Origin of the sequence: Neobacillus drentensis, from assembly GCF_036962765.1 — a bacterium.
GTDB lineage: Bacteria > Bacillota > Bacilli > Bacillales > Cytobacillaceae > Neobacillus > Neobacillus drentensis_C.
In genome coordinates, this window is sequence record NZ_JBALOS010000009.1 from 12,057 (window position 1) to 27,527 (window position 15,471).

The window sequence follows — 15,471 nt, forward strand, 5'->3', positions numbered from 1 at the left end:
TATGAACTCGACTTAACATTCCTAAAAAATTAATCAGAACATGAAATATTTTATCAAATGGATGCCTATAATGCAATACTTGTTTCACCAGAAGAAATATCATTTGCATGTTTTATAAGGTAAAGGGGAAAAATAGGAAATAGTTACTAGATTTTAGGCAGATTTTGATAGGAGTGAATAATAATGGGTGAATCAATTGACTTAAGTCAGTACTCTGTACGAACGGATTTGGCGATTGAAGCAAGGGAAATGGTCCTTTCACAGCAGAAAGGGTCTGTCGGACAAGAGAAAGATCTTTCACAAATTGAAGGCGTAATTATTAAGGAAAAAGATGTTGATGATATAAAGATTTCTTTAGTGGAAGTAACAAAACAAGGAGAACAACAGTTAGGAAAAAAAGCAGGACGATATTTAACTGTCGAAGTCCAAGGAATCCGCCAGCAAAATACTGAGGTCCAACAAAAGGTAGAGGAGATTTTTGCTAAAGAGTTTTCCTATTTTTTGGAGGGAAGCGGAATAAAAAAAACGGATTCATGCTTAGTAGTTGGATTAGGAAACTGGAATGTGACCCCTGATGCACTTGGACCAATGGTTTGTGAGAATTTATTGGTGACACGACATCTTTTTCAGCTACAGCCGGAAAATGTTGAAGAAGGCTTTCGATCCGTTAGTGCACTTTCACCTGGCGTAATGGGATTAACGGGGATTGAAACAAGCGATATTATTTTTGGGGTCGTTGAAAAAACAAAACCAGACTTTGTTATTGCGATTGACGCACTTGCATCAAGATCAATTGAAAGGGTTAATTCAACCATTCAAATTTCTGATACTGGTATACATCCTGGTTCTGGGGTTGGTAATAAAAGAAAAGAATTGAGCAAAGAAACCTTAGGGATACCTGTCATCGCAATCGGGGTACCAACCGTGGTAGATGCTGTATCGATTACGAGTGATACAATCGATTTTATTCTTAAGCATTTTGGGAAAGAGTTGAATGAGGGCAATCGTCCTTCAAGAGCACTCGCTCCAGCTGGAATGAGCTTCGGAGAGCGCCGTAAACTAACTGAAGAGGACTTACCGGAAGAAAAGCATCGGAAGACTTTTCTTGGAATGATAGGAACACTGGAAGAAGAAGAGAAAAGAAAATTAATTTATGAAGTTCTTTCTCCAATCGGACATAATTTAATGGTAACCCCCAAGGAAGTAGATGTTTTTATAGAGGATATGGCCAATTTAATTGCGAACGGTTTAAATGCTTCACTTCATGGTGCAGTTGATCAAGGAAATGCAGGTTACTATACAAAATAAAAGCAGGAAAAGAGGCATCATTGAAAACTATTTTTTCAAAAGATGCCTCTAAAGTTAAACTTCGGGTTCTATCAATTCTAGTATCTTCATATCATTTACTAGAATTCGTTTTGCGAGGTGGAACCATGAAAGCTAGAAATTCAGGAACTTTTGTTATGGTACAAGGGACAAGTCTACTTAAAGCCGCTGGATTATTGTTACTATTTATGCTATTGATTTTCTCTATTAGTGGGTTATTAACCTCGTTAAAGCCACAATATCGACTAATGTCGTCCTCGGTAAATCAAGCAGCAACAAATGTGAATGGAGAATTACTGTATCAATTAATGGGTTGGGAAAATCATCATTTCTTATCGGTTGAACAAGATTGGACGACAACTCCTAAATTAACGAACTTGGTATTTAAGCTCTCAAGCAATATTAATTTAAATGATCCCCGCAGTCTCTTAGGGAGAGAACTCCCAGGTTTTTATGAATTTGACGGGAAAATTCTTGTAGCAGGTGAGGGGACAAACTACACCAATATGCCAATTGAATCGGCCCCTCCTATTGAAATAATGAAAGCGGAGCGGGAGGCATCATTGCAAAATTTAGAAGGTATCGAAAAGCCATCTGGTGAAGACCCCCCTTCATCACAAGGCCAAACGACGGGGAAACACAAGGTTGTATATGTTTATTTTACACATACGCGGGAATCTTATTTACCATACCTCAAAGGTGTGACCGATCCTGATAAAGCTTACCATTCACAAATTAATGTCACCAAAATTGGAGATCAATTAAGAACGAGTTTAGAGGATCGAGGAATCGGTACTTTTATTGATAAAACTGATATCCAGGCGAACTTAAATAAAAAAGGTTTAGGTTATCCACAATCGTACCAGGAATCTCGCCCGGTTGTTCAAGCAGCAATGGCATCGAACCGTGATTTAGATTATTTTATTGATATTCATAGAGATTCACGCCGCAAGAAACAAACAACAGTTAGCATTAATGGAAAGTCCTTTGCAAAGCTTGCGTTTGTAATCGGTGGTAAAAATCCAAATTATGAAAAGAATGCAAAACTAGCTAAGGCTCTTCACGATCTCCTTCAAAAAAAATATAAAGGCTTAAGCAGAGGAGTCATTATTAAAAACGCAGCAGGTTCAAATAGTATCTATAATCAAAACCTCTCGGAAAATGCACTTTTGATTGAATTTGGCGGAGTTGATAATACATTTGAGGAATTAAATCGTTCCGCAGATGCCCTCGCGGATGTGTTTAGTGAATTTTACTGGCAAGCTGAAAAAGTTAACCAGGACGTTGAACAATCAACAAAAAAACAATAGATGTAAGGGAGCATTTTTTATGAAAATGTTCATGCTAAAAAGCTTATGCTTAGCCGCTCTCATGTTAATCTCGGTTTTAGTTGGAATGCAATTAGCGAATGACGGTATTCATAAGATGAAAGGCTATGACGATCCGAATTTTCAAAACGCTGTTGGTTTAAATGAAACAAACAATGATTTACAAGCTACCTTTTTGGGAAACGATATCTCCAGCCATGATCTTGAGGCAAAGCAGAAGAAGTTAGAAGAAATTAGTGCCTATAATTTTTTCTCTTCGATGGGAAAGAAGATGTCTGAAAGTATCTCTGGGGCTTCTGAAAAGTTAGTTCACCTTATTACTGATTAAAATCATAAAAGTGGCACCATTTAGGTGCCGCTATTTTGGTTCTTTGAAATATTATCAGTGTCTAGCTCCAGTGTCTAGGTGCTCGGGGTCATAAGCGTATCTAGTTTCGGCTCCTTGGGACTCGAGTCATAAGCCACCCCCTGAAGAAGACAAAAATCGCCTTCTTGCAGTGTGCGTCTTATGCCTTCGTCCCAGGGCAGTCGCCTCCACTTTTAATTCAATCCGTCAAGAAGGTTAAAGAACAATCTTCTCGGCGGCTCGTGTTATGCCTGTCGCCCCTAAGAAAAAATGAAATGCTTTTTTCCCTGTGCAAGACGCTTCCGCTTTTAGATTTTCATTGAATCTTGTTAATCCTATTGATATAATTCAAAATAGTGTATATGTGCGAGTATAGTAGGAGTGAAATACCGTGAACAATAATGAAAGACTCAAACGACAATCAAAAATAAGAAATTTCTCGATTATTGCCCATATTGATCATGGGAAATCAACATTGGCTGACCGAATTTTGGAAAAAACCAATGCGTTGACCTCTCGGGAAATGAAAGACCAGCTTCTAGATTCAATGGATCTTGAAAGGGAGCGCGGTATAACCATAAAGTTAAATGCCGTCCAATTAAAATACAAAGCAAAAGATGGGGAAGAGTATATTTTCCATTTAATTGATACACCGGGACATGTCGATTTTACCTATGAAGTATCAAGAAGTCTTGCAGCATGTGAAGGGGCTGTTTTAGTCGTTGACGCTGCACAAGGAATTGAAGCACAAACACTAGCAAACGTATACCTTGCCCTTGATAACGATCTTGAGATTTTACCAGTCATCAATAAAATTGACTTGCCTAGTGCAGATCCAGAGCGCGTCCGCGGTGAAATCGAAGATGTTATCGGTTTGGACGCTTCAGAAGCAGTGTTAGCTTCAGCAAAGGCTGGGATCGGGATTGAAGAAATCTTGGAACAAGTGGTTCAAAAAATCCCTGCTCCAAAGGGAGACCCGGAAGCACCTTTAAAAGCCCTAATTTTTGATTCCCTCTATGATGCTTATCGTGGCGTTGTCGCGTACATTCGTGTTGTTGAAGGAACGGTTAAGGTGGGCGACAAAGTAAGAATGATGGCGACTGGGAAGGAATTTGAAGTAAATGAAGTAGGCGTATTTACACCAAAAGCAACGATGTGTGATGAGTTAACCGTTGGAGATGTTGGCTTTTTATCTGCATCGATAAAAAATGTCGGCGACACTCGTGTCGGTGATACGATTACCAATGCAAAAAATGGGACAACAGAACCGCTTCCAGGTTACCGGAAACTCAACCCTATGGTTTATTGTGGACTTTACCCAATTGACACAGCGAAATTTAATGATCTTCGTGAAGCATTAGAAAAACTTCAGTTAAATGATTCTTCACTTCAATTTGAACCAGAAACATCACAAGCACTTGGATTCGGTTTCCGTTGTGGATTCTTAGGATTGCTACATATGGAAATCATTCAAGAACGGATTGAACGTGAATTCAAAATTGACTTAATTACGACAGCACCAAGTGTTATCTATCACGTCCATATGACAGATGGTTCAGAAATTAAAGTTGATAATCCATCTGATTTGCCAGACCCGCAAAAAATAGATCGCGTCGAAGAGCCATATGTTAAAGCAACCATGATGGCACCAAATGATTATGTAGGAACGATTATGGAGCTTTGCCAACAAAAGCGGGGAATTTTTGTAACGATGGAATACCTGGCTGAAAATCGGGTAAGTATTATCTATGAGATGCCATTAGCAGAAATTGTCTATGATTTCTTTGATCAATTGAAATCAAGCACAAGAGGATACGCCTCCTTTGATTATGAGTTAATTGGTTATAAGCCTTCCAGTTTGGTTAAAATGGACATATTGCTAAATGCTGAAAAAGTGGATGCGCTAAGCTTTATCGTGCATAAAGACTTTGCCTATGAACGTGGTAAGATCATTGTTGAAAAGCTGAAGGAACTTATTCCAAGGCAGCAGTTTGAGGTTCCTATTCAGGCCGCTGTTGGTCAAAAAATTATTGCTCGTTCTACCATTAAAGCCATGCGTAAAAACGTATTAGCAAAATGTTATGGTGGAGATATTTCCCGTAAACGCAAATTGTTAGAAAAGCAAAAAGAAGGTAAAAAGCGGATGAAACAAGTTGGATCCGTTGAAGTACCACAAGAAGCATTTATGGCTGTTTTAAAAATGGACGATAGCAACACAAAAAAATAAACTAGCGGGAGGTTAGGACAAGCCATTTTGGGCGAATTCTAGCCTCTTTTTGTTACATCAATAGAGGAAGTGAAAGAAATGATTAAATCTGCCTATCTCCATATCCCTTTTTGCGAGCATATTTGTCATTATTGTGATTTTAATAAAGTGTTCCTAAAGGGACAGCCGGTAGATGACTATTTAAAAGCACTTGAGCAAGAAATGAAGATGACTGTAAGCCAATTTCCGACAAATGCCCTTGAGACTATATTTGTCGGTGGTGGTACGCCCACTTCATTAAATGAGAAGCAGCTTTATCAATTTTGTGAAAGTATTAACAGAAATTTGCCGAAGCGTGAGTCCGTAGAATTTACCTTTGAAGCTAATCCGGGTGACTTAACGATGGGGAAATTAGAAATATTAAAAGAGGCTGGAGTGAATCGAATTAGCCTTGGCGTTCAAACGTTCAATGAGGAATTATTGCGAAAAATAGGCCGTGTTCACAAAGCGAAAGATGTTTATCAAACAATCGATAACGCAAAATCTGTAGGATTTGAAAATATTAGTATTGATCTTATCTTTAGTTTACCCACACAAACTCTTACAGACTTTAAAGAGACATTAAAAGAAGCCTTTTCACTTGATATCACCCACTACTCTGCCTATTCCTTAATCATTGAACCAAAAACCGTCTTTTATAATTTATTGAAAAAAGGAAAGCTCCCAACACCTGGTCAAGATGCTGAAGCGGTGATGTATGAATTATTAATGGAAGAAATGGAAAGACATGGATTCAATCAGTATGAAATTAGTAATTTTTCGAAACCAGGCTTTGAGAGCAGGCATAACATGACCTATTGGAATAACGATTCCTATTATGGATTTGGGGCTGGGGCTCACAGTTATTTAAATGGGATAAGACGTTCAAATATTGGTCCTTTAAAAAGATATATGGAGCAAATAAATAAAGGGAACCTCCCAGTTATGGAAGAACATCTGACTACAAAAGTGGAGCAAATGGAAGAAGAAATGTTTTTAGGATTGCGAAAAACTGCTGGGGTTTCCATTCCTCACTTTATTGAAAAGTTTGCAGAAGACCCGCTTCAATTATTCGAAAAAGAGATAATGGATTTAACTGCGAAACAGTGGTTAGAAGTTGGAAAAAATCATATATTTTTAACGAAAAAGGGGAGACTGCTAGGAAATGAAGTTTTCCAGGCATTTCTAAGATAGAGTAAACCTTATTCATTGTCCTAAATCATAGGTTCTCTGTTCTTTTTGATTGACACCATCCCCCTTCATTTGATAATTTATTAATATAATTAGCACTCGTTAACTAGGAGTGCTAACAGAGGTGATGAATGTTGCTAACAGATCGTCAATTGTTAATTCTTCAGGTTATTGTTGATGACTTTATTCGATCTGCCCAACCAGTCGGCTCAAGAAGTTTGTCGAAAAAGAAAGAAATTTCCTTCAGTTCGGCAACCATTCGCAATGAAATGTCCGATCTTGAAGAGTTGGGGTTTATTGAAAAGACACATACCTCATCAGGGCGTGTCCCGTCGGAAAAAGGTTATCGGTATTATGTTGACCATCTCTTGTCTCCGCAAGTGCTAAATCAACATGATATCTCTATCGTTCAGTCGGTTTTTGCTGAGAAAATTTTCGAATTCGAGAAAATTATCCAAAGATCTGCAAAAATTTTATCAGACCTTACGAACTACACATCAATTGTTCTTGGTCCTGCAGTCAGTGTTAATAAGTTGAAAAGAATTCAAATTATCCCGTTAAACAAAGAAACCGCTGTGGCTATTTTTGTTACAGATACGGGTCATGTAGAAAACAGAACCTTTTCTTTGCCACCGTCAGTAGATGCTGGTGATTTAGAGAAAACAGTAAATATATTAAATGATCGTTTAGCAGGTGTACCTCTTGATGATCTAAATGATAAGATTTATAAGGAAGTTGCGATGCTTTTACGGCAGCATATCCATGATTATGATTTAATGCTGCATACAATCGCAGATTCATTGAAAATGCCAATTAATGAAAAACTGTTCTTTGCTGGAAAGACCAATATGTTAAGCCAACCGGAGTTTCATGATGTAACCAAACTCCGCAGTCTATTAACCATGATTGATCAGGAAGAATGGATTTATAATTTAATCCGAAATGATTCAGCAGGAATTCAGGTCAAAATTGGCACTGAAAATAAAAATAGTGTTATGGATAATTGCAGTCTCATCACAGCTACCTACTCGGCAGGGGCAGAAAATTTAGGGACGATTGCAATCCTAGGTCCAACTAGAATGGAATATTCCCGAGTGATTAGCTTATTACAATTGCTAAGTAAGGATTTAACTGCTGTATGGACAAAACTGTATCAAAATAAATAGCTCGGGTAATATTGAGTAAGGGTGAAATGCCGTTTATTTCACCAAGGGTGAAATGCCTTTATTTCACCAAGGGTGAAATGCCTTTATTTCACCCCCTTTTCTATGAAGATGGATTATCCTATAAATGGTGGAAAAAGCTTTAAGGGAGGTGAGTAAGTTGACGAATGAGAATAATAAAACATTGAATGAAGAAATTGAAGTTGAGAGTACTGATAATGTTGAACTTACCGATGAAAAAACGGTTGAGCCTGTTTTTGAAGAGGGTGTAGCAACAGAACAAGCCGAAGATACTCTTGTAGATGAAAAAGACCAAGAAATTCAAATGTTGAAGGAAAAGTTAGTGGAAGCTGATAATCGATATCTTCGTCTGCAAGCAGATTTTGATAATTTCCGCCGACGGACTAGATTAGATCTAGAAGCGGGCCAAAAATATAGAGCACAAAAACTTATTACAGATTTATTACCTGCGATTGACAATTTTGAAAGAGCTATGAAAATTGAAGCGGATAATGAACAAACCAAGACACTTCTACAAGGAATGGACATGGTATACCGCAGTTTGCTTGATGCCTTGAAAAGTGAAGGTGTTGAACCAATCGAATCTGTAGGTAAAGAGTTTGATCCGCATCAGCATCAGGCAGTAATGCAGGGTGAAGATGAAAATTATGGCTCAAACATTGTGACGGATGAATTCCAAAAAGGTTATTTGTTAAAAGACCGCGTTATCCGACCTGCGATGGTGAAAGTAAATCAATAAGACTACATATTTTTTTAGGAGGAAATGGAAATGAGTAAAATTATCGGTATTGACCTTGGAACCACTAACTCTTGTGTTGCTGTCCTTGAAGGCGGCGAACCAAAAGTTATTCCAAATCCAGAAGGCAATCGTACGGCTCCTTCCGTAATTGCATTTAAAAATGGGGAACGCCAAGTTGGTGAAGTTGCTAAACGTCAAGCAATTACAAACCCTAATACCATTATGTCCATTAAGCGTCATATGGGTACAAATTATAAAGTTGAAATTGAAGGCAAAGAGTACACACCACAAGAATTGTCTGCAATTATTCTTCAATATTTAAAATCTTACGCAGAAGACTATCTAGGTGAACCAGTTACGAAGGCAGTTATTACAGTGCCAGCTTATTTTAATGATGCTGAACGTCAAGCAACAAAGGATGCTGGGAAAATTGCTGGTCTAGAAGTAGAGCGTATTATCAATGAGCCAACTGCTGCAGCTCTTGCGTATGGATTAGACAAAACGGATGAAGATCAAACAATTCTTGTTTATGACCTTGGTGGAGGTACATTCGACGTTTCAATTCTTGAATTAGGTGACGGTGTATTCCAAGTTAAAGCAACAGCTGGGGATAACCGCCTTGGAGGGGATGATTTTGACCAAGTCATTATCAATTACCTTGTTGAGCAATTCAAAAAAGAAAATGGAATTGATCTTTCCCAAGACAAAATGGCATTACAACGCTTAAAGGATGCGGCTGAAAAGGCTAAAAAAGACCTATCAGGCGTAACTTCTACACAAATTTCATTACCATTTATCACTGCAGGCCCTGCTGGACCGCTTCACTTAGAAGTAACGATGACTAGAGCAAAGTTTGACGAGATATCTGCTCATCTAGTAGAGCGTACAATGGGTCCAACTCGCCAAGCATTAAACGATGCTGGTTTAACTCCTTCAGAAATTGATAAAGTTATCTTAGTTGGTGGTTCAACTCGTATTCCAGCTGTTCAAGAAGCTATTAAAAAAGCGACCGGACAAGAGCCGCATCGTGGTGTTAACCCAGATGAAGTGGTTGCAATGGGTGCTTCAATCCAAGGTGGTGTCATTACTGGTGATGTTAAGGACGTTGTCTTGCTTGACGTAACTCCACTTTCACTTGGTATTGAAACAATGGGTGGTGTATTTACGAAGTTAATTGACCGTAATACAACGATCCCTACATCAAAATCACAAGTATTCTCAACTGCTGCTGATAATCAGACAGCTGTTGATATCCATGTCCTTCAAGGTGAACGTCCAATGGCGGCTAATAACAAGACTTTAGGACGGTTTCAATTAACTGATATTCCATCTGCACCACGTGGAATTCCACAAATTGAAGTAAACTTTGACATTGATAAGAACGGTATCGTAAATGTCCGTGCAAAAGACCTTGGCACAAATAAAGAACAACAAATTACTATTAAGTCTTCAACTGGACTTTCAGATGAAGAGATCCAAAATATGGTTAGAGAAGCTGAAGAGAACGCAGAGGCAGATAAACTTCGTAAAGAAGAAGTAGAACTTCGTAACGAAGCGGATCAACTTGTCTTTACAACCGAAAAGACTTTAAAAGACCTTGAAGGTAAGGTTGATGCAGGTGAAGTAGCTCAAGCTAATGAAGCTAAAGATGCGTTAAAAGCGGCAATTGAGAAAAACGACCTTAATGAAATCCGTGCGAAAAAGGATGCATTACAAGAAATCGTTCAAGCATTAACAGTTAAACTTTATGAACAAGCGGCAGCTGCTCAGCAAGCCCAACAGGGAGGCCCAGAGGCTGGAAATACTGCTGGTCCTAAAGATGATGTTGTAGATGCAGAATTTGAAGAAGTAAAAGAAGATAAGTAAGAGTTTTTAAAGCTCAGAAAAAAGTCAAAGTCAGAACTATGGGCTTTGGCTTTTTTTATTGCATTAACATTAATATGAATGATACAATAACCTTTATGTGACAGATTCGGGAGTGGGTAATCATGAGTAAACGGGATTACTATGAAGTACTAGGAATTAGCAAAAGTGCTTCAAAGGATGAAATAAAAAAAGCCTATCGAAAGCTATCAAAACAATATCATCCAGATATTAATAAAGCAGCAGATGCGGCTGATAAATTTAAGGAAATAACAGAAGCATACGAAGTATTAAGCGATGATCAGAAAAAAGCTCATTATGACCAATTTGGCCATACCGATCCAAACCAAGGCTTTGGCGGTGGAGATTTCGGCGGCGGCTTTGGAGGATTTGAGGACATCTTTAATACCTTCTTTGGCGGCGGTGGAGGCTCCAGAAGACGGGATCCAAACGCACCAAGACAAGGCGCAGATTTGCAGTATACCATGACAATTTCTTTTGAGGAAGCAGCCTTTGGAAAAGAAACTGATATTGAAATTCCACGTGAAGAAACATGTGATACATGCAGTGGTTCTGGTGCAAAGCCAGGAACTAAACCAGAAACATGCCAGCACTGTCATGGAACTGGTCAACTAAATGTGGAACAAAATACTCCATTTGGCAGAATTGTCAATCGTCGTACTTGCAATCACTGCCATGGAACCGGGAAAGAAATTAAACACAAATGTTCAACTTGCGGTGGTAAAGGAAAAGTACAAAAACGCAAGAAAATTCATGTTAAAATCCCTGCGGGTATTGATGATGGCCAACAGCTCCGCATGTCAGGTCAAGGAGAAGCTGGTATTAACGGAGGACCTCCAGGAGATCTATATGTTGTATTCCAGGTAAGACAACATGAGTTTTTTGAAAGAGATGGCGATGATATTTATTGTGAAATGCCGATCACTTTCGTTCAAGCGTCATTGGGTGATGAGATTGAAGTGCCTACCCTACACGGGAAAGTGAAGTTAAAAATTCCTGCCGGGACGCAAACCGGGAAAAAATTCCGTCTAAAAGGAAAAGGGGTACCTAATGTTCGTGGTTACGGTGTTGGCGATCAATATATTATTGTTCGAATTATTACTCCAACAAAGTTAACTGAAAAACAAAAGCACCTATTAAAAGAATTTGCAGAGCTTAGTGGCTCTTCTCCCATTGGTGAACACGAAGAAAGTTTTTTCTCTAAAGTAAAACGTGCCTTTAAAAGCGAGTAAGGATTGGAGTTGGTAGATGTGAAATGGTCTGAAATCAGTATTCACACAACAAATGAGGCGATTGAACCTATTTCTCATATTTTGCACGAAGCAGGGGCGAGTGGTGTAGTAATTGAAGATCCATTTGAACTGACGAAAGAACGAGAAGATCAATTTGGAGAAATCTATCAACTCAATCCCGATGATTATCCAGATGAAGGTGTTATCTTAAAGGCTTACCTTCCGGTTAATAGCTTTTTAGGCGAAACGGTGGATGCAATTAAAGAATCCATTACTAATTTGGTTATTCATAATATCGATATCGGTAAAAATAAGGTAACAATAAGTGAAGTAAATGAAGAAGAATGGGCAACCGCTTGGAAAAAATACTATCATCCTGTGAAAATTTCGGAAAAGTTTACCATTGTACCGACTTGGGAGATTTATACTCCGGTCAGTAGTGATGAATTAATTATCGAATTAGACCCAGGAATGGCGTTTGGAACTGGGACACACCCAACAACTGTGTTGTGTATTCAGGCTCTAGAAAGAACCGTTCGTCCTGGTGACCGGGTTATCGATGTTGGAACAGGCTCGGGGGTATTAAGCATTGCTGCGGCAATGTTAGGAGCCGAAGATGTCCGAGCTTTTGACCTTGATGAGGTGGCAGTAACAACAGCAAGAGTGAACATTAAACTCAATAAAGTAAGTGATCGGGCAGTCACTGCACAAAATAATCTGCTAGATGGTGTTGAGGAAAATTCAGCTGATGTTGTTGTAGCAAATATTTTAGCTGAAGTTATTTTACGGTTTACTGATGATGCTGCAAAAGTTGTCAAACCTGGCGGGTCGTTTATTGTTTCAGGAATTATCAAGCAGAAAAAAGATCAAGTCAAGGATTCTTTAGTTGCTGCTGGCTTTGAAATATCTGAAACCATTTTGATGGAAGATTGGGTTGCAATTATTGCAAAACGGATATAATGATTGAATAAAGAGGGGTGTACATACCCCTTTTTTTCGTGCCATACTTTTATAACAGACTTTTCTTTTGTAAAATAAAGTGTAAATTGTTTTAGAGAGGGTGCAAAAGTGTGCAACGTTACTTTGTTAAACAACGAACAAACGGCAATCGTTTTCTGATTGAGAACGAAGACCGTCATCATATCGTAAAAGTTATGCGCATGCAAATTGGTGATCAAATTATTTGTGTTGATCAAGAAGGGAAGCAAGCTGTGTGTGCTCTTGCAGAAATTACCGATACAAGTGTTGTTGCAGACGTTGTACAATGGGAAGATAAGGTCTCGGAGCTGCCCATTACAATTACGATTGCTAGTGGACTGCCTAAAGGGGACAAGTTAGAATGGATTATCCAAAAAGGAACAGAACTAGGTGCACATCAGTTCCTTCCATTTTCAGCCGCGCGTTCGGTAGTGAAATGGGATGAAAAAAAAGCTGAGAAAAAAATAGACAGATGGCAAAAGATTGCTAAAGAAGCTGCGGAGCAGTCCCATCGTTCTTTTTTACCGGATGTCACGAGTGTGATTACCTTTAAGGATTTACTTGTAAAAAGTAAAGATTTTCATTATAAATTAGTTGCCTTCGAAGAAGAGAGTAGGAATGGTGAAACATCTGTTTTCGCTGCTACGTTAAAAAAAATGAACAAAGGTGATACACTCCTTATCGTTTTTGGCCCAGAAGGCGGTTTAACTGATGAAGAAGTTAAGCAATTAAGGGATAGCGATTTTGCAGTTTGCGGGTTAGGTCCAAGAATATTACGAACGGAAACAGCTCCTTTATATGCATTATCAGCTATTTCCTATCATTTTGAATTAATGAGGTGAAAAACAATGGCAACAGTTGCCTTTCATACTTTAGGTTGTAAAGTAAATCACTATGAAACTGAAGCTATTTGGCAGTTATTTAAACAAGAAGGCTACGAACGGGTTGACTTTGAATCAATTTCAGATGTTTATATTATTAATACGTGTACCGTAACAAATACCGGTGACAAAAAAAGTCGTCAGGTCATTCGCCGTGCAGTCAGGAAAAATCCTGATGCGGTTATTTGTGTTACTGGTTGTTATGCGCAAACATCACCAGCAGAAATTATGGCTATTCCTGGTGTTGATATAGTTGTGGGAACACAGGACCGGATTAAAATGCTTGAATATATTGAGCAATATAAGCTTGAGCGCCAGCCTATTAATGGTGTTGGCAATATCATGAAAAGTCGTGTCTATGAAGAACTGGATGTTCCTTCTTTTACGGACAGGACCCGTGCTTCCTTAAAGATCCAAGAGGGATGTAACAATTTCTGTACCTTTTGTATTATTCCTTGGGCCCGCGGCTTAATGAGATCGCGTGATCCGAAGGAAGTTATTCGTCAAGCTCAGCAATTAGTTGATGCAGGGTATCAGGAAATTGTTCTAACTGGCATTCACACAGGCGGTTATGGTGAAGACATGAAGGACTACAACCTTGCCCAATTACTTCGTGACTTAGAGTCTGTAAAAGGGCTAAAGCGTCTGCGCATTTCTTCCATCGAAGCAAGTCAGATTACAGATGAAGTGATTGAAGTGATTAAACATTCTACTATCGTAGTTCGTCATTTGCATATTCCACTACAATCTGGATCAAATTCTGTCCTAAAAAGAATGCGTCGCAAATATACAATGGAGTTTTTTGGAGAAAGATTAGACCGACTAAAAGAAGTTCTGCCAGGGCTTGCTGTCACGTCTGATGTTATTGTCGGATTCCCAGGTGAAACTGAGGAAGAGTTTATGGAAACGTATAATTTTATTAATGAACATAAGTTTTCTGAACTTCATGTGTTCCCTTATTCTAAGCGTACAGGAACACCCGCTGCTCGGATGGAAGATCAAGTTGATGAAGAAATTAAAAATGAACGAGTTCATCGCTTAATTTCTCTTTCGGACCAATTAGCCAAAGAATACGCTTCACAATTTGAGGGTGAAGTCTTAGAAGTGATTCCTGAAGAAGTATCAAAAGAGGAAGCCAATTCGGGTTATCTGATCGGATACACTGATAATTACATGAAGGTTATTTTCTCAGCGCCAGAAGATATGATTGGTAAAATTGTTAAAGTTAAAATTAACCAAGCAGGATATCCATACAATCGTGGAAAATTTGTTAAGGTTGTTGAGGATTCAATATCCAAGACAGAATTGTTTTTGGAAGAAGAAGCTGCCATTTAAGGACCATTTCGGTCCTTTTTTTTTATAGTGTTTAGGTTAAACTATTGACAGCAGCAAATTACTTCTAAAATTCATATGGAAATCGAAGGGAGTATGTACATGGCTACTAAAAATATTGCTGCAATGATTGACCACACCCTACTGAAGCCGGAAGCGACAAAACAGCAAATTGAGACCCTTTGCCAGGAAGCAAAGGAATATAAATTTGCTTCGGTCTGTGTAAACCCTACATGGGTAAGCACCGCAAAGGAATTATTGCAAGGCAGTGGAGTGATGGTTTGTACCGTAATTGGATTTCCATTAGGGGCGACTACTTCTGAAACAAAAGCATTTGAAACTAAGAACGCTATTGAGAATGGCGCAGAAGAAGTGGATATGGTCATTAATATTGGAGCCCTAAAAGATCATAACGATGAATTAGTTGAAAATGATATCAGAGCTGTTGTTGTGGCTGCAAAGGATAAGGCACATACGAAGGTGATTATAGAAACTAGTCTGTTATCCAAAGAGGAAAAAATTCGGGCCTGTGAGCTAGCCTTGAAGGCTGGTGCAGATTTTGTTAAAACTTCCACAGGCTTCTCCACAGGTGGAGCGACAGCAGAAGACATTGCCTTAATGAGGAAAACAGTCGGTCCGGACATGGGTGTAAAAGCATCCGGTGGAGTTAGAAATACAGAAGATGTCCAAAAAATGATTGAGGCTGGCGCAACTAGAATCGGGGCCAGTTCAAGTATCGCTATCATCAACGGCCTTACAGTCACCTCAATTTATTAAATATTGCCAGTGAATAAGAAAAAATGCA

The 15,471-nt window shown here is 38.7% G+C and carries 13 protein-coding genes; all 13 read left to right on the forward strand.

Annotation, left to right across the window (positions count from 1 at the left end; all coding sequences use genetic code 11):
• Positions 1-183 precede the first annotated feature (183 nt).
• Positions 184-1,308, forward strand: coding sequence for a GPR endopeptidase (gpr, locus tag V7137_RS02175; RefSeq protein WP_335696547.1), 1,125 nt, complete (start codon positions 184-186; stop codon positions 1,306-1,308).
• Positions 1,309-1,433: 125 nt separating this feature from the next.
• Complete coding sequence (gene spoIIP, locus V7137_RS02180; protein ID WP_335696548.1) at positions 1,434-2,636, forward strand: stage II sporulation protein P; 1,203 nt, start codon at positions 1,434-1,436, stop codon at positions 2,634-2,636.
• A 19-nt stretch (positions 2,637-2,655) separates the two neighbouring features.
• Entirely contained in the window at positions 2,656-2,982 is a 327-nt protein-coding gene (locus tag V7137_RS02185; RefSeq protein WP_218349542.1) for a DUF3679 domain-containing protein, read from the forward strand.
• Positions 2,983-3,391: 409 nt separating this feature from the next.
• On the forward strand, positions 3,392-5,227 hold the full coding sequence (gene lepA, locus V7137_RS02190; RefSeq protein WP_335696549.1) for a translation elongation factor 4: 1,836 nt from the start codon (positions 3,392-3,394) through the stop codon (positions 5,225-5,227).
• 78 nt (positions 5,228-5,305) lie between these two features.
• The gene (gene hemW / locus V7137_RS02195; RefSeq protein ID WP_335696550.1) at positions 5,306-6,439 is read left to right on the forward strand and encodes a radical SAM family heme chaperone HemW; all 1,134 of its coding nucleotides are present in this window, start codon (positions 5,306-5,308) and stop codon (positions 6,437-6,439) included.
• A gap of 131 nt (positions 6,440-6,570) precedes the next feature.
• Entirely contained in the window at positions 6,571-7,602 is a 1,032-nt protein-coding gene (gene hrcA / locus V7137_RS02200; RefSeq protein WP_335696551.1) for a heat-inducible transcriptional repressor HrcA, read from the forward strand.
• A gap of 157 nt (positions 7,603-7,759) precedes the next feature.
• Entirely contained in the window at positions 7,760-8,359 is a 600-nt protein-coding gene (gene grpE, locus V7137_RS02205) for a nucleotide exchange factor GrpE (RefSeq protein WP_335696552.1), read from the forward strand.
• Between the two features lie 30 nt (positions 8,360-8,389).
• Entirely contained in the window at positions 8,390-10,225 is a 1,836-nt protein-coding gene (gene dnaK / locus V7137_RS02210; protein WP_335696553.1) for a molecular chaperone DnaK, read from the forward strand.
• Between the two features lie 122 nt (positions 10,226-10,347).
• On the forward strand, positions 10,348-11,475 hold the full coding sequence (gene dnaJ, locus V7137_RS02215) for a molecular chaperone DnaJ (protein WP_335696554.1): 1,128 nt from the start codon (positions 10,348-10,350) through the stop codon (positions 11,473-11,475).
• Positions 11,476-11,493: 18 nt separating this feature from the next.
• The gene (gene prmA / locus V7137_RS02220) at positions 11,494-12,435 is read left to right on the forward strand and encodes a 50S ribosomal protein L11 methyltransferase (RefSeq protein WP_218349536.1); all 942 of its coding nucleotides are present in this window, start codon (positions 11,494-11,496) and stop codon (positions 12,433-12,435) included.
• Positions 12,436-12,545: 110 nt separating this feature from the next.
• Positions 12,546-13,295 (forward strand): 16S rRNA (uracil(1498)-N(3))-methyltransferase, encoded by a 750-nt coding sequence (locus V7137_RS02225; protein WP_335696555.1) that lies wholly within the window; start codon positions 12,546-12,548, stop codon positions 13,293-13,295.
• Positions 13,296-13,301: 6 nt separating this feature from the next.
• Complete coding sequence (gene mtaB / locus V7137_RS02230) at positions 13,302-14,669, forward strand: tRNA (N(6)-L-threonylcarbamoyladenosine(37)-C(2))-methylthiotransferase MtaB (RefSeq protein WP_335696556.1); 1,368 nt, start codon at positions 13,302-13,304, stop codon at positions 14,667-14,669.
• Positions 14,670-14,768: 99 nt separating this feature from the next.
• Positions 14,769-15,443, forward strand: a complete 675-nt coding sequence (gene deoC / locus V7137_RS02235; protein WP_335696557.1) for a deoxyribose-phosphate aldolase — start codon at positions 14,769-14,771, stop codon at positions 15,441-15,443.
• Positions 15,444-15,471 lie beyond the last annotated feature (28 nt).